Origin of the sequence: Streptomyces sp. NPDC085481, from assembly GCF_044541845.1 — a bacterium.
Classification (GTDB): domain Bacteria; phylum Actinomycetota; class Actinomycetes; order Streptomycetales; family Streptomycetaceae; genus Streptomyces.
The window spans coordinates 162,218-180,217 of sequence record NZ_JBITTJ010000006.1; the positions used below are offsets into that span (position 1 = coordinate 162,218).

General features: G+C 71.8%; 22 protein-coding genes. 6 read left to right on the plus strand and 16 right to left on the minus strand.

Going from position 1 to position 18,000, the window contains the following annotated elements; all coding sequences use genetic code 11:
- Positions 1-145: 145 nt before the first annotated feature.
- Genes ACIGEZ_RS15505 through ACIGEZ_RS15515 form a run of 3 tightly spaced genes read right to left on the minus strand, consistent with a single transcriptional unit; the run spans position 146 to position 1,309 of the window.
- A complete protein-coding gene (locus ACIGEZ_RS15505) occupies positions 146-499 on the minus strand; it encodes an SDR family oxidoreductase (protein ID WP_399830949.1) in 354 nt (117 codons plus the stop codon).
- A gap of 52 nt (positions 500-551) precedes the next feature.
- Positions 552-989: an SRPBCC domain-containing protein gene (locus tag ACIGEZ_RS15510; protein ID WP_399830952.1), complete on the minus strand. Its 438-nt coding sequence runs from the start codon at positions 987-989 to the stop codon at positions 552-554.
- Positions 986-1,309 carry an ArsR/SmtB family transcription factor gene (locus tag ACIGEZ_RS15515; RefSeq protein ID WP_399830955.1) on the minus strand — a complete coding sequence of 108 codons (324 nt, stop codon included), beginning with the start codon at positions 1,307-1,309 and terminating at the stop codon, positions 986-988. Before ACIGEZ_RS15515 ends, ACIGEZ_RS15510 begins: the two co-directional genes overlap by 4 nt.
- 113 nt (positions 1,310-1,422) lie before the next feature.
- Between ACIGEZ_RS15515 and ACIGEZ_RS15520 the strand changes: the two genes are divergently transcribed.
- The 5 genes from ACIGEZ_RS15520 (at position 1,423) to ACIGEZ_RS15540 (ending at position 3,578) form a co-directional block, all read left to right on the plus strand.
- On the plus strand, positions 1,423-1,851 hold the full coding sequence (locus tag ACIGEZ_RS15520; protein WP_399830958.1) for an SRPBCC domain-containing protein: 429 nt from the start codon (positions 1,423-1,425) through the stop codon (positions 1,849-1,851).
- Between the two features lie 42 nt (positions 1,852-1,893).
- Positions 1,894-2,316, plus strand: a complete 423-nt coding sequence (locus ACIGEZ_RS15525) for an SRPBCC domain-containing protein (RefSeq protein ID WP_399830961.1) — start codon at positions 1,894-1,896, stop codon at positions 2,314-2,316.
- A gap of 223 nt (positions 2,317-2,539) precedes the next feature.
- Complete coding sequence (locus tag ACIGEZ_RS15530; protein ID WP_399830964.1) at positions 2,540-2,869, plus strand: TfoX/Sxy family protein; 330 nt, start codon at positions 2,540-2,542, stop codon at positions 2,867-2,869.
- 98 nt (positions 2,870-2,967) lie between these two features.
- Positions 2,968-3,360: a carboxymuconolactone decarboxylase family protein gene (locus tag ACIGEZ_RS15535; protein WP_399830966.1), complete on the plus strand. Its 393-nt coding sequence runs from the start codon at positions 2,968-2,970 to the stop codon at positions 3,358-3,360.
- Positions 3,357-3,578: a hypothetical protein gene (locus tag ACIGEZ_RS15540; protein WP_399830969.1), complete on the plus strand. Its 222-nt coding sequence runs from the start codon at positions 3,357-3,359 to the stop codon at positions 3,576-3,578. The genes ACIGEZ_RS15535 and ACIGEZ_RS15540 overlap by 4 nt, the downstream gene beginning before the upstream one ends.
- Positions 3,579-3,674: 96 nt before the next feature.
- Here ACIGEZ_RS15540 and ACIGEZ_RS15545 read toward each other — a convergent pair whose 3' ends face one another.
- From ACIGEZ_RS15545 to ACIGEZ_RS15605, 13 genes are all read right to left on the minus strand, one after another.
- Positions 3,675-4,067: a nuclear transport factor 2 family protein gene (locus ACIGEZ_RS15545; protein ID WP_399830971.1), complete on the minus strand. Its 393-nt coding sequence runs from the start codon at positions 4,065-4,067 to the stop codon at positions 3,675-3,677.
- Positions 4,068-4,315: 248 nt separating this feature from the next.
- A complete protein-coding gene (locus ACIGEZ_RS15550; protein WP_399830973.1) occupies positions 4,316-5,515 on the minus strand; it encodes an LLM class flavin-dependent oxidoreductase in 1,200 nt (399 codons plus the stop codon).
- Entirely contained in the window at positions 5,512-6,843 is a 1,332-nt protein-coding gene (locus ACIGEZ_RS15555; RefSeq protein WP_399830975.1) for an NtaA/DmoA family FMN-dependent monooxygenase, read from the minus strand. The genes ACIGEZ_RS15550 and ACIGEZ_RS15555 overlap by 4 nt, the downstream gene beginning before the upstream one ends.
- Positions 6,844-6,980: 137 nt before the next feature.
- Complete coding sequence (locus ACIGEZ_RS15560) at positions 6,981-7,898, minus strand: fumarylacetoacetate (FAA) hydrolase (protein ID WP_399830977.1); 918 nt, start codon at positions 7,896-7,898, stop codon at positions 6,981-6,983.
- A gap of 171 nt (positions 7,899-8,069) precedes the next feature.
- Positions 8,070-9,338: a pyridoxal phosphate-dependent aminotransferase gene (locus ACIGEZ_RS15565; protein ID WP_399830979.1), complete on the minus strand. Its 1,269-nt coding sequence runs from the start codon at positions 9,336-9,338 to the stop codon at positions 8,070-8,072.
- A gap of 30 nt (positions 9,339-9,368) precedes the next feature.
- Entirely contained in the window at positions 9,369-11,057 is a 1,689-nt protein-coding gene (locus ACIGEZ_RS15570; RefSeq protein ID WP_399830981.1) for an AMP-binding protein, read from the minus strand.
- Positions 11,054-12,190 (minus strand): Glu/Leu/Phe/Val dehydrogenase dimerization domain-containing protein, encoded by a 1,137-nt coding sequence (locus ACIGEZ_RS15575; protein WP_399830984.1) that lies wholly within the window; start codon positions 12,188-12,190, stop codon positions 11,054-11,056. The genes ACIGEZ_RS15570 and ACIGEZ_RS15575 overlap by 4 nt, the downstream gene beginning before the upstream one ends.
- A gap of 31 nt (positions 12,191-12,221) precedes the next feature.
- Entirely contained in the window at positions 12,222-12,824 is a 603-nt protein-coding gene (locus tag ACIGEZ_RS15580; RefSeq protein WP_399830987.1) for a type 1 glutamine amidotransferase, read from the minus strand.
- Between the two features lie 11 nt (positions 12,825-12,835).
- Entirely contained in the window at positions 12,836-13,630 is a 795-nt protein-coding gene (locus ACIGEZ_RS15585) for an acetylglutamate kinase (RefSeq protein WP_399830990.1), read from the minus strand.
- Entirely contained in the window at positions 13,627-14,706 is a 1,080-nt protein-coding gene (gene argC, locus ACIGEZ_RS15590; RefSeq protein ID WP_399830993.1) for an N-acetyl-gamma-glutamyl-phosphate reductase, read from the minus strand. The genes ACIGEZ_RS15585 and argC overlap by 4 nt, the downstream gene beginning before the upstream one ends.
- Entirely contained in the window at positions 14,703-15,554 is an 852-nt protein-coding gene (locus ACIGEZ_RS15595; RefSeq protein WP_399830996.1) for a RimK family alpha-L-glutamate ligase, read from the minus strand. The genes argC and ACIGEZ_RS15595 overlap by 4 nt, the downstream gene beginning before the upstream one ends.
- A gap of 1 nt (position 15,555) precedes the next feature.
- Entirely contained in the window at positions 15,556-15,741 is a 186-nt protein-coding gene (locus tag ACIGEZ_RS15600; protein ID WP_046912295.1) for a lysine biosynthesis protein LysW, read from the minus strand.
- Positions 15,742-15,836: 95 nt separating this feature from the next.
- Positions 15,837-16,988 (minus strand): isopropylmalate synthase, encoded by a 1,152-nt coding sequence (locus ACIGEZ_RS15605; RefSeq protein WP_399831001.1) that lies wholly within the window; start codon positions 16,986-16,988, stop codon positions 15,837-15,839.
- Positions 16,989-17,216: 228 nt separating this feature from the next.
- Here ACIGEZ_RS15605 and ACIGEZ_RS15610 point away from each other — a divergent pair, with 228 nt between their 5' ends.
- Positions 17,217-17,999 carry an arylmalonate decarboxylase gene (locus tag ACIGEZ_RS15610; RefSeq protein ID WP_399831004.1) on the plus strand — a complete coding sequence of 261 codons (783 nt, stop codon included), beginning with the start codon at positions 17,217-17,219 and terminating at the stop codon, positions 17,997-17,999.
- The last annotated feature ends 1 nt before the right edge of the window (position 18,000 follow it).

The following is an 18,000-nucleotide window of genomic DNA, read 5'->3' on the forward strand; positions in this document are numbered from 1 at the left end:
AGGGTTCGATGACGAGGCGTTCGACGAGGCCGTCGCGGAATGTGAAGCGGTAGCGGCAGGCAGCGGGTGATCACCTCGGGCAGGTGTCCGGGGCGCTGGTCGGGGGCTGGTCGTCGTGCATGACGTTCCTCAGGGTGGTGGCGGTTCAGACGGTGGGGGTGGTGCCGCCGTCGATGACGTGTTCGACGATGGCCGAGGTGCGGTCCGCGACGAGGAAGGCGACGAGCTCGGCGGCCGAGGTCTGCACGAAACCGGGCGAGAGGGTGTTGGCGCGGACGCCGTGCGGGGCGACCTCGTTGGCCAGGCCCTTGCTGTAGGTGCTGAGGGCGGCCTTGGCGGCTGCGTAGGGAAGGTCAGCCGCGTCAGTGACTACGCGGCCGCCGCCGGTGCACTGGGGAAGCGGGCTTCCCAGGCGGCCCGCGCCGGGCCGGGCAGGGCCGGGCAGGGACAGGGCCCGCCTGTGGCTCCGCAGCCCGTCCGCATGCAGCTGGGCGTCCATTCAGGGCTGTGTGGGCCTTACGGGCGATGCGTTGACGCTGGAAAAGGTGGGGTCACATCCAGTCGTCGGGGCCCGGGTCGCCGCCTTCTGCCCAGACCACCAGGCGGCGGATGTAGTGGGTCCAGCCCTCCGCGTGGGCCGTGCATGCCTCGGGGGAGGGGAGGCCGCGGTGGACGAGGCGGAGCAGGGTGCCCTCGTCGACCGGTTCGAGGGTGATCTCCACGGTGGAGGAACCGGGGGGCACGCCCATGCCGCCCTCGGCCCAGCCCCAGGTGAAGACGATCCGTTTGGGCGGGTCGATCTCGATGAACTGGCCCTGGGCGATGTTGTCGCCGGTGACGTTGGTCCGGTAGGTGCCGCCGGGCTCGAAGGTGAACTCGCCGTCCTTGCCCATCCACGCCAGCCACTTGTCGCGCTCGGTGAAGAAGGAGAACACGGTCTCGGGGCGGGCGGCGATGTGTCGCTCCAGCGTGACTGCGTCTGTGCTCACTGCGGGGTCCCTTCGGACTTCTCACTCCGCTCGGCGGCCTCGGCCAGTTCGGCGAGGGTGTCGAGTCTGGTGGCCCACATGGACTGCAGGTAGTCGGCCAGGGGGCCCATGCCTTCGCGGTCCGCGCGGTAGAAGCGCTTCTTGCCGTCCTGGCGCAGCGTAACGAGGCCGGAGTCCCTGAGCACCTTGAGGTGCTGGGAAACCGCGCCGAAGGTGACGTCGAACCGCTCGGCGATCTCGCCCGCCGACAGCTCCGAGTCCCAGACCAGCCGCAGAATCTCGCGCCGCCTGGGCTCGGCGACCGCCCGTACCGCTTCCATGTCAGTCATTTTAGCGCCCGCTGCAATTTGCCAAGTCGCTCAGAGTCATTTTAGTGTGGACTAAAGCAAGGATCCGGCGCTCCCGCCAGATCTCCGATCGAGAGGGACTCCCCATGGCTGACATCGCCCTGCAGATCCGTATCGCCGCCGACCCGGAGACCGTCTACCGCGCGATCTCCACCCCTGAAGGCGTCGCCGGCTGGTTCACGACCGGCGCCGAGATCGGCGAGGGCGTCGGCGCCCTGCACCGCCTGTCGTTCCCCGGTGCCCCGATGACCTGGGACTTCCGCGTCACGGAGGCGGTTCCGGGCAAGCGCCTGGCCCAGACCGTGGTCGCGGGTCCGCCGCAGTGGATCGACACTGAGATCGTCTACGCCCTGGAGCCGCACTCCGAGGGTGGTACGGCAGTCCGGTTCGATCACACGGGGTTCGCCGAGGTCGACGACATGTTCCGGGAGGTCACGATGGGCTGGGCGGGCATGTTCACGCGCCTGAAGGAGTACGTCGAGACCGGTACCCCGGTCCCGTATTTCACGCTCTGACCCACGCCACCACCCGTCCCTCACTCCCCACGAGGAACAGCAATGTCCGAGATCACTTTCCAGACCGACATCGACGCCGACCGCACCGCGGTCCATGAGGCGCTCGACACCCACGACGGCCTCACCGCCTGGTGGACCACCGGAGTGGACCGCGAGGGAGAGATCCTCCTCTTCGACTTCCCGCAGATCCCCGAGCCCTTCCGGCTCCGCAGGGACCGAGCGGACAAGGAAGAGATCGTGTGGACCTCCGTCGGCGCCTTCCCACCCCACTGGTCCGGCACCGTCATCACCTGGCAGCTGACCGACAACCCCGACGGGACGGGCACCCGGGTCGACTTCCGGCATGCCGGGTTCGCGGACGACGACCCCGGCCTCCCGCACACCGCCGAGACCTGGGGCCAGCTGATGACCCACCTCAAGCGGTACGCAGAGACGGGCACCCGGCAGCCCCTGTTCAGTCTCTGAGCGGGCCGGCCATGACGATCGACGTGACGGCCGAGCGGGTGATCCGGCTTCCGCCCGGTCAGGTGGCGGCGCACGCCATGGACTGGCGCCACGATGCCGAATGGACGCAGGGAATCAGGCAGGCGGACCTCTTCCCTCGGCAAGGACCTGCGCGACCTCGAACACAGGCTGCAGGCCCGGCGATGACCACGATCCCTTCGACCCTCACGATCGGAGGTCGGTGATGGCGTACGACGAAGGACTTGCGGAACGGATCCGCGCCCGGCTGGGCGCAGATCCGGCGATCAGCGAGAAGCGCATGTTCGGGGGCCTGGCGTTCCTGCACGAGGGGAACATGGCGGTGGGCGTGATCGGTGACGAGCTGATGGTCCGGGTCGGGCCCGATGCCACCGGCGCCGCGTTGGACCGGCCCGGGGCGAGGGCTTTCGATTTCACCGGCCGTCCGATGCGCGGCTGGGTCGTCGTCGCGTCCTCCGCGCTGTCCGAGGACGAGGCCCTCGATGCCTGGATCGAGGAGGGCGACTCCTTCGCGGCAAGCCTGCCACCCAAATGAGCCGGCGGGGGCGGTCACCGTAGCGGTCGCAAGGGCCGCCCGCCCGCTCTAGCGTGGAAGGAGGGGGTTGGTTTCGCTGCGCTGAAGGAGTGGTCGCCATGGCGGGCCGGAGCCGGAGCGAGGTCGAGGCGGAGATCAAGGAGACGCTGGGGCTGGTACCCCACTTCTTCTCCCGGATCCCGGATGACCTGCTGGACTACGAATGGGAGATCTTCAAGAAGATCGAGCTCGGCGAGACGCTCATCCCGAACAAGTACAAGGAGCTCATCGGGATCGCCTTGCACTCGGAGACGAAGTGCCGTTACTGCACGCTCTTCCACACCGAGGCCGCGAAGCTGTTCGGGGCCACCGACGAGGAGATCCAGGAAGCCGTCCACTACGCGAAGAACAGCCTCGGCTGGAGTGCGTACATCAACGGCATCCGTGAGGACTACGACGTCTTCGAGCAGGAACTCGGTCAGATCAAGGACTACCTGGCATCGAAGGGATGACCATGCAGCTCGAGTGGGCCCGGCCGGGCGTTCTGCGTGCGACCGCTCACGCCTTCGAGTTCGCCGCCCTCGTGGCCGCCGCCCGATTCGTGGCCGAGTCCGCTCCCTCCGACCTTCCCGAGGAGGCGCTGGAACAGCTCCGACAAGTCCTCCAGGACTACGACGCACAGGCATCTCGTCTGCGCGAGGCAGCGCACCGCCCCGGGGGCGGGGCTTGAGCGGAGGCGCGGTGGGGACGCGGCAAGGCGGCGTTCAGGCAGTCCGGGGTCCTCGAATTCCGTAGAGGCGCACGTCGAGTGACGGGGTGTGTGCTGTTACGACCAGAACTCGTCGTATGCCTGCTGGTCGGACCAGAGGTCCCAGCCCTCGGTGACCCTTCCGTCTCGGATGTGGAAGACGACCACGTAGTCCATGTCGAGCTCCTTGCCTTCGCGCGAGGCCGTGGCGTGGAGCAGGGCGACCGTGTGCTTGTCGTTGGCGAGTACGTCGTGGAGTTGTGGGCGGTACGTGCCCCCCGAGAGCTGGAACTCCTTCCGGAACGCGGCGAAGGTGGCCTCACGACCGTGGTACTCGCCGGCCAGCGGGCCCTGGCCGGGGGTATGCCACACCACATCGGGGTGGAAAAGCTCCGCCAGCGCTGTCATGTCGCCTGCTGTGAAGGCGGCCATGGTCCGCCGAAACAGGGCAATGTTCGGATGATCGGCCATCCCAGCGCCTCCTCTGGCTTCCGGCCCCGCGAACGTAACCGGAAGTCCTTTGGACGGCAGCAAACACACCGGTCCGACCGGGCCCCGCCCACTCGATCGGCCGCAACTACGGCCACGGCGACCTCCTACGTCTCGGCGAACCTCTCCGCCTCCACCTCGGTTGGTCCGGGCCGCCCGCGCCGAAGGGGTGCCGGGCCGGCGGGGCAGGTTCTCGCCGTTGGAGGTGCCAGGCGGGCCTCGTCCAGCCCTCACGCCCCCGCGTACCGGCTCGCCGGTCGCTCCAGCCCCAACTGGCCCCGTAGGGTCGTCGACGCGTACGTCGTGCGGAAGGCGCCACGGCGCTGGAGTTCGGGGACCAGGGCCCGGGTGATCGCGTTCAGGTCGTGGGGGAGGGCCGCCGGGCGGAGGCGGTAGCCGTCGAAGCCCGTGGGGTGCCAGTCGAGGAGGAGGTCGGCCAGGGCCGACGGCGTTCCGGTGAAGATCAGCGCGTCCGAGGCCAGGTCGGCGCCGGCCAGCGTGTCCAGGTGCGCCTTGCGGGCCTCGGCGGCCGACGTAGTGTCGTCCAGCACGACCAGCACGTCCGCGAAGCGCCTCAGGGGGCGGGTGCGCAGGTCGCGGCCCGTGGCGTGGACGGCCGTGTCCAGCTCCGTGTGGATGCGCTCGGCGTCGGCTCGGTCGTGGGGCGTGACGAAGACCAGGTCGGAGGCGCGAGCCGCGAAGGCGTACGGCGTCGAGGCGTGCGCCAGGCTGGCGACCAGGGGCTGCCCCTGGGGTGGGCGCGGGGTGATGGAGGGGCCGCGCACGCTGAACAGGGGGCCCTCGAAGTCGACGTGGTGGAGCTTGTCGCGGTCGATGAAGCGGCCCGTCGCCGCGTCCCGTATCTCCGCGTCGTCCTCCCAGCTGTCCCACAGCCGCCGCGCCACCTCCACCACGTCGGCGGCCTCGGCGAACAGCGGGCGCAGGCGCGCGGCGATGCGCTCCTCGCTGCGCACGTCCTCGTCGGTGAGCTGCGGGGTGGTGCGCCGGCCGAAGTGGCGCGCGTCCGCGGCGCGGGAGGCGATCTGCGGGCGCCAGCCCGCGCGGCCGCGCGCCGCGAAGTCGAGGGTCGCGATGCCGGTCGCGAGGTGGAACGGCTCGGTGTGCGTGACGTTCGTCGTCGGTACGAGGCCTATGTGGCGGGTGAGCAGGGCCAGCCTCGCCGCGACCAGGACCGCGTCCATGCCGCCCCTGACCTGGTCCGTCCGGTCGTCCGGGCGGTGGAACGCGGCGGACTGCTGGCCCAGCGCGTCCTCCAGGGTCACGAAGTCGAGCAGGCCGCGCTCCGCCTCCGTCACCAGGTCCGTCCAGTAGCCGGGGGAGAACAGCTCCGCCGGGCGCGCGCCCGGGGCACGCCAGGCCCCCGGGTGCCAGCCCGCGCCGTCCAGCGCTACGGCCAAGTGGAGCGTCATGACGCCTCCTTCGGGGAGCCCAGGCCCAGGTGGTCGCGGAGCGTCGTGCCCTCGTACTCCTCGCGGAACACGCCCTTCTCCTGGAGCAGCGGAACCACCCGATCCACCACTTCGTCCAGGCCACCGGGCGTCAGATGCGGTACGAGGACGAAGCCGTCGGCCCCGTCCGTCTGCACGAAGTGGTCGATGGCGTCCGCGACCGTGCGCGGGCTGCCGACGAAGGTCTGGCCGCCGTGCACCTCGATCATCAGCTCGCGGATGCTCAAGTCCCGCTCCTCCGCCAGCTTCCGCCACCTCCGGGCCGTCTCCTCCCGGCCCTTGCGGAAGACCGAATGGCCCTTCAGGACCAGGGAGTCGGGCTCCGGGTCCACGTCCGGCAGCGGGCCGTCCGGGTCGTACGCGGACAGGTCGCGGCCCCACACGCCCTCCAGGTGGGCGATCGCCGTCTGCGGGCTCACCTGCGCGCGCGTGATCTCGTCCGCGTACGCCGACGCCTCCTCGTCCGTGTCCGCCACCACGGCGGTCGCCGTCGGAAGGATCTTCAGGTCGCCCGCGGAACGCCCGTACTTGGGGAGTCGGCTCTTCACGTCCTCGTAGAACGTGCGCGCTTCGCTCAGGCTGTTGTACTTGCTGAAGATCACGTCCGCGTCCGAGGCCGCGAACTCCCTCCCCGCCTCCGACTCCCCGGCCTGGATCACCACCGGATGGCCCTGCGGGCCGCGCGGGGTCGTGAAACGGCCCTCGATGTCGAAGTGCCGGCCCCGGTGCGCGAACCGGCCCGCCCCCGTCCGTACGAACTGGCCGGACGCCGCGTCGGCGAGCACGTCGCCCTCCGTCCAGCTGTCCCACAACTCCCTTGTCGTACGGAGGAACTCCGCCGCCCGTGTGTACCGGTCGGCCTCCTCCAGGAAGCCGCCTCGGCGGAAGTTCCCGCCCGTGAAGGCGTCGTAGCTGGTGACCACGTTCCAGGCCGCCCGGCCGCCGCTCAGCAGGTCCAGGCTGGCCAGCCTGCGCGCCACCTCGTACGGTTCGTTGAAGGTGGCGTTGACGGTGGCGGCGAGCCCGAGCCGGTCGGTGACGGCCGCCAGGGCCGCCAGCACCGTCAGGTTCTCCGGGCGGCCCACCACGTCCAGGTCGTAGATCCGGCCCTTGTGCTCGCGCAGCCGCAGTCCCTCGGCGAGGAAGAAGAAGTCGAACCTGCCGCGTTCGGCGGTCTGCGCGAGCCGTACGAAGGAGTCGATCGCGATCTGGCTCCCGGACCTCGGGTCAGACCAGACGGTCACGTTGTGGATGCCCGGCAGCTGCGCCGCGAGGTGCACCTGTTTCACCGTGCTGCTCCTTCGTGTACGAGGGACGGGGAGGGGGAGGGCGGGGTCGGTCAGGTGAGACGAGCCTGCCTCGGCCGGGGTGCCGGCGCCCAGGGCAACCGGCCCTCCTTCATGAGCTGTTCACGAGCCGGAGCCGGTCAGGAGAGGCGCGCGGGAGCCACGTACTTCACCGTGTTCTCGAACGCCACCCCGTGGCTCTTCACGTCGATCGCGATCCGGTCCCCGTCCGCGATCCGGAACCCGTCGTGGAAGCTCGCCTCGTCCGCGCCCAGCAGCACGTAGTTGACCAGGCCGGGCCGCCGCACCGCCGGGAACGAGAAGAGGTGCTCCGCCATGTCCTTCACCCGGAAGTACAGCGCGTCCCCGCCGCAGTCGAAGCTTCCCTCCCACGCGGTCGCCCCGCCGCGCGAGATCGTCACCCGGCCGGTCACCGTGCGCGGCGGCTCGCCGAGGAACAGCCAGGGCGTGAGGGCCGTGTCGCACAGCTTGCAGTACGGGTTGTAGCCGGGGTCCTTGCGGTGCAGGCCGATGTCGCACAGGTCGTTGCCGAAGGTGTAGCCCGCGTAGTGCGGGGTGCCCTCGGCGTCGTTGACGTACACGAGGGCGACCTCGGGCTCCTCGATGAGGGCGATCGGGTTCGCGGGCACCGTCAGCGTCTCGCCGGGCAGCCGCACCCAGTCGCCGAAACCCTTGAAGAACCACTTCGGCGGGGTGAACTCCCCACCCTCCGGAGCGGTTTCACCGCCCCACTTCTTCTTGTGGGTGCCCATGAAGCCGCTCAGGAGCGCGTTCCCGGTGGCCGTCGGCAGCAGCGGCGGGAGCAGGCGGAGCTCCGGGTCGTCGGTGGTGACGGTGACCTCTGCCGCGCCCTCGGTGACGGCGGCCCGGATCGACGCCTCCGACCCGTCGGTGGCGACGAAGGCCGCGGCCAGCTGCCCGTCCGCCACCCGGTACAGGGTCTGGCGTGCGCCCGGCTCGGGCGTGCCGAAGCCCACGTAGCGCTCGCCCCGGTACAGGGCCTCGAACAGGGTCGGAGTAGGGGTCGGGAGTGACATGGAGGGACCTCCAGGGAGTGGGGTGAGGATGAGGGTGAGGGGTGTGGGGGCGTTCGGGGGAAGGGGGAGGCCGGGGATGGGTGCGGGAGGCGCGGGAGGGCGGAAGGGAGCAGGGCGGGCAGGGGAGGGAGCAGGGCGTGCACGGGACGGGCGGGGAAGGGGCCGGGGGGCCTACGCCGTCAGCGCCGCCACCGCCTCCCCGACCCACGCCACCGACTCCCGGATCCACGGCAGCGCCAGCGGATCCGGTGCGGCCAGCGCCGCGAGCCGCTGCTCCTCGGTCTCGCCGTACAGCCTGCTGGTCGCCACCCGGATGCGCGGTGTCTCCGCGCGCTCGCCGAAGGCGCTCGCGGGCAGCACGCCCACCCCGTGGCGCTCGCCGAGGAAGCGGGCCACGTCGTCGCCGTCGCGGATGCCGTGGGTGCGGGCGAGGCGGTCCACGACCGGGGTGAAGTCCGGGTAGAGGTAGCAGGTCGCACGGACGGGGGCGAGGTGGGCGCCCGCCGCCGTGAAGTGCCCGGCGACCGCACGTGCCACCGACTCGTGCAGCCGGCGGCTCGCCACGATGCGCGCCGTGACCTCCGGTGGCTCCGTGAACGCGTACGCCGCCGCCGTCTGCACCGGTGCGGGCGGGCTCGACCAGATCTGGCTGGCGACCGGGACGAGACGCGCGTGCAGGTCCCGGCCGAGCTCGCCGTCCGGGAGACGGGCGACCCCCGTGCGCCAGCCGCCGAGGGCCAGGTTCTTGGTGAGGCCGGTCGTCACGACGGTCCGCTCGGGCGCGTGCAGCGCCGGGGTCTCGGCGGGCGTCGACGGGTCGTACACGAGGTCGCCGTAGATCTCGTCGGAGACGATGACCAGGTCGAGTTCGCGTGCGACCGCCGCGAGGCGCCGCACCGTGGCCGGCGAGGCGATGGTGCCGGTCGGGTTGTCCGGCACCGTCACGACCACGGCCCGCGGGTCCCGCCCCTCGGCCCGCGCCGCGACGACCGCCTCGCGCAACCGGTCCGGGTCGGGCACGCCGCCCTCGCCCGGCAGGATCGGTACGGGCAGGGGGCGCGCCCCGGCGAGCCGGGCCTGGGCCGCGTAACTCACCCAGCTCGGCACCGGCACGACCACGTCGCCGCCGATCGCGAGCAGCAGCGCGAACAGCAGCGGCTTGCTGCCGGGACCGGCCACCACGCGCCCGGGGTCGACGCCGATCCCGCGCCGCGCCCAGTACCCGGCGGCGGCCTCCCGCAGGGCCGGGCTGCCGGGCACGGGACCGTACGCGTTCTCGCCGGCGGCGGCCTCGAGGCGCTCCCGCAGGGCGGGCAGCACGGGCAGGCCGATCTCCCCGCTGGCCATCGACAGGACCCGCTCCCCGGCCGCTCGCCGACGGGCCAGGGCCTCGTCGGCGGCGAGGGTGGCCGACATGGTGACCGGTGCGGATGGGGGCATCTCGGGCTCCAGACTTGGGGAGTGGGAGGGTCAGGCGGTCGGCTGCGTTCCGTAGCGCTGTCGCAGCTCCACCTTCCGGACCTTGCCGGTCAGCGTCTTCGGCAGGGTCAGGAGCGGCTCCACGCGGTCCGGCAGGAAGCGCGGGTCCTGGCCGGCCGCCGTGAGGTGGGCGCGGACCTCGTCGAGGCTCGGGCCCCGGGTGCCGTCCGGGACGGCGACGACCGCGCAGATGACCGTTCCGGACGGGGCCGGCAGGCCCACGAGCGCGGCCTCGACCGCCTTCGGGTGGCTGCCGATCACCGCCTCGAGCTCCGTCATCGGTGCCACGACCCCGTCGCGGACGATGGCGTCGCGCGCCCGCCCGATGATCCGGATGCCGCCCCGGCCGTCGTCCCGTGCGAGGTCGCCGGTGTCGAACCAGCCGTCCGCGCCGAACTCCGCCGCGAACGCCTCCTCGCGCCGGTAGTAGCCGAGTGCGAGCGACGCACCGCGCACCCGCAACCGGCCCACGCCGCCGCCGAACTCCCCGCCCTCGCCGCCTGACCCGAGGCCGGACTCGGCGCCGGATTCCGGCTCCCCGCCGTCGATGCGGGTCTCCATGGCGTCGATGGCCCGGCCGTTGCTGTGCGCCGCCCAGTCCTCGGGGTCCGAGGGCCTGGTCATGGTCACCGGGCCGTTCTCCGACATGCCCCACAGCGAGTACGTACGGGCCCCGAGGGCCGCGTGCACCTCGTCCGCCAGCTGGGCCAGCACCGGCGCCGAGCCGATCACGACGTGCCGCAGCGTGCTCGTGTCCCGCTTCTCCTCGCGCTGCGAGGCGACGACGTCCGCGAGGGTGGCCGGCGGCCCGTACAGGAGCGTGGCGCGATAGCGCTCGACCAGGTCGAGCAGCGCCTCGTTCCTCCGTACGTCCTGGAAGGCGACGGTGCCGCCGAGCATGACGCCCGCGAGGACGCCCTGCGCGAAGCCGGAGTAGTGGACGAGCGGCGTCGAGACGGCGGCGACCCAGTCGTCGCCGAGCCCGAAGGCCTCGACGTAGCCGCGTACGGCCGAGTGGACCGTGTTCTGGCTGTGCAGCACGCCCTTCGACTCGCCCGTCGTGCCCGAGGTGAACAGCACCACGAACGGATCGTCGGCGGTGAGCGCCGTCCCCTCCGGCAGGCCGCCCCGCTCCTCCCACTCGACGCCGACGAAGCGCTCGTGGAAGGAGAGCGCGCCCTCGGGCGCCGGTCCGTCCACGACCACCACGTGGTCGAGGGTGGGGAGTTCGCCCTTGAGGCGGGTCACGATCTCCGCCAGGGGCGTGCCCGACCACTCCGGGAGGGTGACGCACACCCGGGCACCGGTGAGGCCGAGCCGGTGGCGCAGCTCCTCTTCCGGGCAGATCGGCGAGATCGGACAGATCACCGCGCCGACCCGCATGCAGGCGAACATCAGCGGCACCATCTCCCAGCGGTTGGGGAGCTGTACGGCGACGAAGTCGCCCCGCCGGACGCCGAGTTCAAGCAGCGCTCCCGCGAACCGGTCGGTGAGCCGGGCCAGTTCGGCGTAGTCGAGCGTGTCGGTACGCGACTCGGCGATGCGACGGCCCGCGATGGCGAGCTTGTGCGGGCGCTCGCGCGCCTGCCGGTACAGGTCGTCGAGGAAGGTCTCGTCCCGCCACCAGCCCTGTCGCCGGTACTCGGCACCGGCAGCGGCCCTCGTCGTCGTGCCGCTCATCCGAGGAGGTCCTTGCGGCGCGAGGCCAGCAGCTCCGGCAGCGGGTCGCCGGCGCGTGCGTCCGCGATCTCGAGCAGGTCGCGGGTGTTCTGCCGTACCCGGCCGCCGACCCAGTCGAAGACCCAGTCCTTGCGCGCGTCCGCCGCCAGCTCGAACGGGACGACCCGGGTGACCGCCAGGGCGGCCGAGGCCGCGCCGCCGATGTTGGCGATCACGCCCGGCACCAGCGTGCCGCCCTGCGCCGCCACCTTCTCCTTCGCCGCGGCGGTGGAGGCGAGGTTGGCGCCCTCGACGACCAGGCCCGCCTTCAGCCGGTGGGCGTTCTCCGCGGTGAGCGCGTACTTCTGCGCGGCCAGGATCAGCAGGTCCGCCTCCACGTCCAGCCAGGCGTCCGGCTCACCGGACAGGGTGACGCCCTGGGGCAGACGCGAGCGGTCGATCCGGCCGAACTCGTCGGTGACCGCGATGAGTTCGGCCACCGGGAGCCGGTCGGCGCTGATGGTGCCCTGGACGTCGGCGACGCCGACCACGATGTGACCGCGCTCCTCAAGGAAGCGCGCCACGGCCCGGCCCACCGCGCCGAAGCCCTGCACCACCACGCGGGCGGCCTCCTTGCGGCCGCGCGCCTCCAGGGCGGTGAGCGCGGCCACGCCGACGCCGTGCCCGGTGCAGTCGATCAGCGGCTCGTAGTACGTGCGCCAGTCGATCGGCATGTCGGGGGCGCCGAGCCGGAAGCGCGGGTCGTAGCCGGCCTCGTCGAAGAAGACCGCCCGGTCGGCGGGGGTGACGCCCATGTCGATGCCGAGGTGGATGCCGCCGTGCAGCAGCGGCTTCACGGTGCGGCCGAAGGTGCGGAAGGTCCGCTCGCGGTCGGCGCCCTCGGAGTTGCCGGCGTCGGCGACGATGCCGGCCTTGGCACCACCGATGCGCAGGCCCGCGAGGGTGAACTTGTCGGTCATGTCGCGGGCGAGACCGGCCACCTCCTCCTCGGTGACGCCGGTCGTCATCCGCGTACCGCCCATCGCGAGGCCGTCGACGAGCGTGTCGACGACCACCCAGCCCTTGATCTCGCCGCGGCTGCCGTTCAGGTGCACGGTGAACGCGGGCTTCTGCGGGTTCTCCACAACGCTCATTGCCAAGTCCTTCTGCAGGTGGGTGGGTCGGTCAGTTCTGGTAGAGCTGGGCGAAGCCGCGCAGGATCTCCAGGCCGTCGGCGCGGAACTCCAGGTGCGCCTGAGAGCCGAGGATCCGGCCGTCGTCGGAGCGCAGGAACTCCACGGGCGCGTGCGCGGAGCGGCCGATGGAGCGGAAGCCCGCCGGGGCCTCCTGGAGGTAGAGGGTGTGCCGGTGGAAGACGGTCACCGTCGGCTTCACGTAGGTGAACAGCGGCTCCTCCGTGTCCACCTGCACCTCGTAGCCGCCGACCCGCTGCGGCCCGTCGGCGAGCCGCCCGCCCGCCGCGACGGCGAGGATCTGCATGCCCCCGCAGATCCCGAAGACGGGCACGTCGGAGGTTCTGACCAGGTCGATCAGCGGCTGGTAGTACGCGGTGTCGTAGGCGCGTACCTTCGTGCCGCTCAGCACGATCGCCTGGTAGCGACCGCCGAGCCGGGCGGGCACGGAGGCCGCGTCCACGGTCTCGGTGAGCGAGCCGAGTTGCTCGAAGCGGGCGCGGAGCTGCTTGAGGGAGAGCGTGCCGTTGTTGACGACGAGCACGCGGGGCTGCACACGGGATTGCGGCACGGATCGGGCCACGGTTTGCGCCACGGTCGGGCTCCTCAGTTTCGGGTGATGACGGTGCCGGTGCGGCCGGCGAGCAGGTCGCTGACGGAGGCGGCGCCGAGGACGACCCGGCTCACGCCGGCGTCCAGGGCCTCGCCGGCGGCCCGCAGCTTCTTGCGCATGCCACCGGTGGCGCCCTTGTCGCGGAAGGCGGCCGCGGCCTCGGCGCCGATCCGCCGCACGGGCTCGCCGTCGACCAGGAGGTGGGCGACGTCGGTGACCAGGACCAGGTCGGTCGCGCCGGTGGCCCCGGCGAGGGCGGCGGCGGCCCGGTCGGCGTCGGTGTTGACCTCCTGGCCCGCCGCGTTCCTGGCCAGCGGGGTCACCAGGTAGGCGTGGCCGGCCGTGAGGTTCTTCAGCGGGGCCGGGTCCACCCCGGTGATGGGACCGACCAGGTTCTCCAGCTCGACCAGCTGCTTCTCCCGCCACCACCAGCGCTCGCCCTCGCCCGCGCTGACCAGGCCGTCACTGCCGAGCAGACGCTCCGCGGTGATGCCGCGCTCCGAGAGCCGGCCGAAGACCTCCTCGGCGAGTGTGCTGCTGACGGTCTTGATGTCCTCGATGACCTCGGGCGTGGTCCAGCGGCTCTGGTTGCCGTAGCGGTCGCGCAGGACGGCCGACGGCTCGCTGTAGCGGGGCCTGAGCCGCTTGAGCGGCTTGGACCAGCCGTGCACGAGGACCAGCGGGTGGTCCTTGCCGTACGCGGCCAGGTCGTCCCACCACGCGCCGGAGAGGTCGTCGAGGGTGCTGCCACCGAGCTTCACGACGGTCGGGGTACCCGAGGCGCTCATGCCGGCATCACCGGCTGCATCGTCAGACCCGACTCCTCGGGCAGCCCGAACCGCAGGTTCGCCGCCTGTACGGCCTGTCCCGCGGCGCCCTTGACGAGGTTGTCGAGGGCGGCCAGCACAACGATCCTGCCGTCCTCCTCGTCGTGGAGAACGGTCACGTCGCAGAAGTTGGAGCCGAGCACGGCCTGCGGGTCCGGCACCGGGATCAGCGTCTCGGTGTTGCGGCGCACCCGCACGAAACGGTGCTCCTTGTAGAAGCGGAGGTACGCCCGCTGCAGCTCGCGCTGGTCGACGGCCGCGTCCGTGAAGACGTAACTGCTGGTCAGCAGCCCGCGAACGGTCGAGACGCCGTACGCGGACATGCTCAGCGTGCCGATCGACCCCGGCTTGCTGCGGGACAGGAAGTCCCGTACCTCGCCGGCGTGCCGGTGCCCGGTCGGGGCGTACGGGGCGATGGCGCCGCTGCGGAAGGGGTGCAGGTCCGCCGTGCGCAGCTGCAGGCCGCCGCCGCTGGAGCCGCTCTTGCCGTCGACCACCACGGTCTTCAGGTCCAGGCCGAGGCCCAGGGTGAGAGGCGCGAGGCCGAGCGTCATGGCGGTCGCGTAGCAGCCGGGCAGTGAGATCAGGGGGGCGTCCTTGAGCTGGTCGCCGATCAGTTCCGGCACGCCGTAGACGAAGCGGTCGGCGAGCTCGGTGCGCCGCTTGACCTTCGGGTACCAGCGGTCGTGCAGCTCGGGCGTGCGGATGCGGAAGGCGCCGCTGAGGTCGACGACCGCCGGGACCCGGTCCGCTAGCAGGGCCGCGAGCTCGGCCGAGACCGGTGCCGGGGTGGCGAGGAAGACCACGTCCACCCGCTCGGCGAGGTCGTCGACGGTGTCCTCGGTGACGGGCTGCACGGTGAGACCGCCCAGGTCGAGCCTGAGCCCCGGGTGGAGTTCGGCCGGCCGGCGGCCGACGTTCGAGGAGCCGCCGAGGAAGGCCGGCTCCATGTGGGGGTGCTGGGTGATCAGTCGGATCAGTTCGCCGCCGGCGAGTCCCGAGGCGCCGACGACTCCCGCGCGGATGGTGCGCGTCATGCGAGCAACTCCTGGAGGTAGCGGCCGACGGCGGCCGGGATGTCCGCGCCGGTCGCGGAGGCCACCGCCCGGAAACCGGGTGCGTGGTTGACCTCGTTGACGACGTAGCCGTCGGGGGTGCGGAACAGGTCGACTCCGTAGATGCCGGGGCCGAGTTCGCCCACCACGCCGTCCACGATCTTCAGGACGTCGGGATCGTGGGCCACGGCGCGGCTGCTGTTGCCGAGCGCGGCGTTGTTGCGCCAGTCGGCGCCTGCGCTCTCGAACTCGGCGGCGCCGACGATCTCGTGGCCGACGACGAGGCAGCGCACGGAGGTGCCGCCGCCGATGTACGGCTCCACGAGGCAGGCCTGCTCGAAGGCGTGGCCGAGGTCCTCTACGTAGTCGTACACCGAGTGGGCGAGGTCGGCGTCCCGGATGAGCGTGACGCGCTTGCCCATGCCGCCGAACACCGGCTTGAGGACCAGCGGCGGCGCCAGCTCCTCGACGGCGCGGTCGAAGTCCTTGCGGGACAGCGCGAGGCGGAACTCGGGGACGGGCACGCCCGCCCTGCGCAGTTCGGCCCTGAGGACGGCCTTGTTCTCGCAGACGTGGATGGCACGGGCGGAGTTGAGCACCCGCGCCCCGGCGGCCTCGGCGAGGGTGGCGACGAGGCCGCCGCGGGTGTAGCTGCGGCTGCGGACGAGGAGGGCGTCGTAGCCCGCGAGGGCGGGGGCGTCCTCGGCTCCGAGGGTCAGGGACTCGTCGTTGACCCACTCGACGGTCAGGCCGAAGTCGGGTCCCGACCGGATCAGCTCGCGTTCCTCCCAGCTGATCCGGTCGGCGACGATCGCGATGCGAGAGGTCATCTCACTGGCCCCAGTCGCGCAGCTGCACCTCGACCATCTCCAGGGTGAGGGTGCCGTCCTGCACGGCCTCGACGCGCAGGGTGAGCATGCACTCGGGGCACGAGAGCGTCTCGCCCTCGCCGATCGGGGGCACGGTCAGATCGGTCTCGCACTCGGGGCAGACACCGGTGAGGGTGGCGGTGGGCATGGCGAACTCCCTTGCAGGCGTTGGGTGGGGTTGTGGGGGATGGTGATGAGGGACGGGATGGTGATGAGGGATGAGGACGGAGGGCGGGGACGGGGTCAGGCGGCCTGGAAGTCGATGGCTGCCTTGCGGATCGCGTCCCGGTCGAGCAGCGGCGCGCCGCCGTGCTCCTGGCGCTCGGTGAGCCACGGGGTGAAGGCGTCGATGTCGACCTCGACCCCCGAGCCGTCGAGCGCCCACTTCACGAGGGCCGTGCCGAGGCGGGTGCGGACCCGAAGCTCACGGGCGTTGCCCACGAGTTCGGCGGGCAGCGTCTCGTACGCCTCCGGGTGGGTGAGCTGCCCGGGGAGCTCGTAGGCGAAGGCGTGGGGGGTGGTCGGCCCCGACTGGAACGCCTCGCCGAGACCGGCGCCCTTGAGGGCGATCCGGGACAGCTCGGTGAGATGGGTCAGGTCGAAGCGCGTGTCGCCGTGGATGACGCGCAGCGAGGTGAGCAGCTCGGCCAGCGGGGCGTTGCCGCCGCGCTCGCCGATGCCGCCGACGGTCGCCGAGATCCACTGGGCGCCCGCTCGCACGGCGGCGAGGGAGTTGGCGACGGCCATCCCCAGCATGTTGTGCGAGTGGATCTCGATCTCGGATCCGTCGATGGCGGTGATGCCGCCGATCACGTCCTCCATCTGCCAGGGCGAGAGGTACGCGACGGTCTCGGCGAGCCGGAACCGGTCCGCCCCCGCCTCGAAGCCCGCCGTGACGTACGGGACGAGCCGCTCCTTCGGCGTGCGGGCACCGTCCTCGCCGCTGAAGGTGACGTGGAAGCCGCGCTCCTTGGCCTGCGTGATCGCCGAACGGGCCAGCGTGTGCAGGAACTTGGCGCTGGACGAGCCGAGCTTCAGCTCGGCGTGCTGCTCCGAGGTCGGGATCGAGTACATGATGTGGCGGACGCCGAGCCGCTCGGCCTCGTCGAGGGCCCGCGCGACCTGCCGGCGGTCCCGCACCACGACGAGCGTCATGCTGCGCTCGGGGCCGACGGCCTCGTGCGTGGCGAACACCAGGTCGGCGTCCTTGGAGTCGGGGCCGGACACCATGCCGACCTCGACCAGCTCCACGCCGGTGCGCACCAGCAGGTCCGCGATGGCGGCGGCGTCCTTGGGGCCGAACTCGACGCCCGCCATGTGCGCCGAATCCCGCAGGGTCGCATCGGATATGCGGGGCAGGCCGGGAAGTGTCTCCGGGATTTCTCCTGCAGCCATTGCCTCTCTCCTTCTTGCCTTCGTGAGGACGTTCTTGGGGACTGGCGGGCTGTGATCACCACACTCTGCGGAACGGGGGCGGGAAACAAGGGGAATCGGGTCAGGGCTCTGTGGGGGAATGTCAAGCAGTGTCAGGAACGACAGCGCGTGCAAGGCGGGCGTGAGCGGCATGTCTTTTCGTCCCTGATCCCTCTGCCGTACCTGCCGCGAGCGGCCTACTGTGCGGCCATGGACCTTTTCTCGCTGCCCCGGCTCGGCGTCGTCGTCCCGCCCGAGAACCCGACGGCGGAACCGGAGTTCAACCGGTTGCTCGGCGCCGGAATGCACGTCTACACCTCGCGTTTTCCGACCACCCCCGGAGTGGGGCTGAAGGAGATGCTGGACACCTACAACCGGGTGCTGCCCGACACCCTCGACGGCTTCGGTGCCATGCGTCTGGACGCCGCCGTGGTCGCCTGCAGCGCCTCGCACTACCTGCTCGGACCGGACGGGGACCTCGCCCTGTGCGAGGAGCTCTCGGAGCGGGGCGGCTTTCCCGTGCGGTCCTCCACGCAGGCGATCCTGGCCGCGTGCGAGGCGCTGGGGGTGCGCCGGCTGACCCTCGTCTCCCCGTACCAGCCCTGGCTCACCGAGGTCTCCCGGGCCTTCTGGGAACGCGCCGGACTCGCCGTCGACGACGTGATCCTCGTTCCGGCGGGGCGTACCACCGACGGGGCCGAGCACTTCGACCCGTACGAGGTGACCACCGACCGGATACGCGAGCGGATCGGCGCCCACCTGCGGGAACGGCCGCAGGCCGGCCCGGATTCGGCCCTGCTGTTCACGGGTACGGGCATGGGCACGCTGGCCGCCCTGACCGAGCTCGCCCGGGAGGGCACCGTCGGGTGCCCGCTGCTCTCCTCGAACCTGGCCTCGGCGTGGTGGGCCCGGCGGGCGGCGGCCGGGGCTTCGGCGGGAGACGCGCACCCACTGGTGCGGCGCCTGGACGTACGGGCGCGGCCGGCGGCTTGAC

What these genes read in the sequence shown, in the direction of transcription:
- ACIGEZ_RS15505 (WP_399830949.1), bottom strand. Translation starts at nt 499, where the DNA reads ATGGACGCCCAGCTGCATGCGGACGGGCTGCGGAGCCACAGGCGGGCC.
- ACIGEZ_RS15515 (WP_399830955.1), bottom strand. Translation starts at nt 1,309, where the DNA reads ATGGAAGCGGTACGGGCGGTCGCCGAGCCCAGGCGGCGCGAGATTCTG.
- ACIGEZ_RS15520 (WP_399830958.1), top strand. Translation starts at nt 1,423, where the DNA reads ATGGCTGACATCGCCCTGCAGATCCGTATCGCCGCCGACCCGGAGACC.
- ACIGEZ_RS15525 (WP_399830961.1), top strand. Translation starts at nt 1,894, where the DNA reads ATGTCCGAGATCACTTTCCAGACCGACATCGACGCCGACCGCACCGCG.
- ACIGEZ_RS15530 (WP_399830964.1), top strand. Translation starts at nt 2,540, where the DNA reads ATGGCGTACGACGAAGGACTTGCGGAACGGATCCGCGCCCGGCTGGGC.
- ACIGEZ_RS15535 (WP_399830966.1), top strand. Translation starts at nt 2,968, where the DNA reads ATGGCGGGCCGGAGCCGGAGCGAGGTCGAGGCGGAGATCAAGGAGACG.
- ACIGEZ_RS15540 (WP_399830969.1), top strand. Translation starts at nt 3,357, where the DNA reads ATGACCATGCAGCTCGAGTGGGCCCGGCCGGGCGTTCTGCGTGCGACC.
- ACIGEZ_RS15545 (WP_399830971.1), bottom strand. Translation starts at nt 4,067, where the DNA reads ATGGCCGATCATCCGAACATTGCCCTGTTTCGGCGGACCATGGCCGCC.
- ACIGEZ_RS15550 (WP_399830973.1), bottom strand. Translation starts at nt 5,515, where the DNA reads ATGACGCTCCACTTGGCCGTAGCGCTGGACGGCGCGGGCTGGCACCCG.
- ACIGEZ_RS15560 (WP_399830977.1), bottom strand. Translation starts at nt 7,898, where the DNA reads ATGTCACTCCCGACCCCTACTCCGACCCTGTTCGAGGCCCTGTACCGG.
- ACIGEZ_RS15565 (WP_399830979.1), bottom strand. Translation starts at nt 9,338, where the DNA reads ATGCCCCCATCCGCACCGGTCACCATGTCGGCCACCCTCGCCGCCGAC.
- ACIGEZ_RS15570 (WP_399830981.1), bottom strand. Translation starts at nt 11,057, where the DNA reads ATGAGCGGCACGACGACGAGGGCCGCTGCCGGTGCCGAGTACCGGCGA.
- ACIGEZ_RS15575 (WP_399830984.1), bottom strand. Translation starts at nt 12,190, where the DNA reads ATGAGCGTTGTGGAGAACCCGCAGAAGCCCGCGTTCACCGTGCACCTG.
- ACIGEZ_RS15585 (WP_399830990.1), bottom strand. Translation starts at nt 13,630, where the DNA reads ATGAGCGCCTCGGGTACCCCGACCGTCGTGAAGCTCGGTGGCAGCACC.
- argC (WP_399830993.1), bottom strand. Translation starts at nt 14,706, where the DNA reads ATGACGCGCACCATCCGCGCGGGAGTCGTCGGCGCCTCGGGACTCGCC.
- ACIGEZ_RS15595 (WP_399830996.1), bottom strand. Translation starts at nt 15,554, where the DNA reads ATGACCTCTCGCATCGCGATCGTCGCCGACCGGATCAGCTGGGAGGAA.
- ACIGEZ_RS15600 (WP_046912295.1), bottom strand. Translation starts at nt 15,741, where the DNA reads ATGCCCACCGCCACCCTCACCGGTGTCTGCCCCGAGTGCGAGACCGAT.
- ACIGEZ_RS15605 (WP_399831001.1), bottom strand. Translation starts at nt 16,988, where the DNA reads ATGGCTGCAGGAGAAATCCCGGAGACACTTCCCGGCCTGCCCCGCATA.
- ACIGEZ_RS15610 (WP_399831004.1), top strand. Translation starts at nt 17,217, where the DNA reads ATGGACCTTTTCTCGCTGCCCCGGCTCGGCGTCGTCGTCCCGCCCGAG.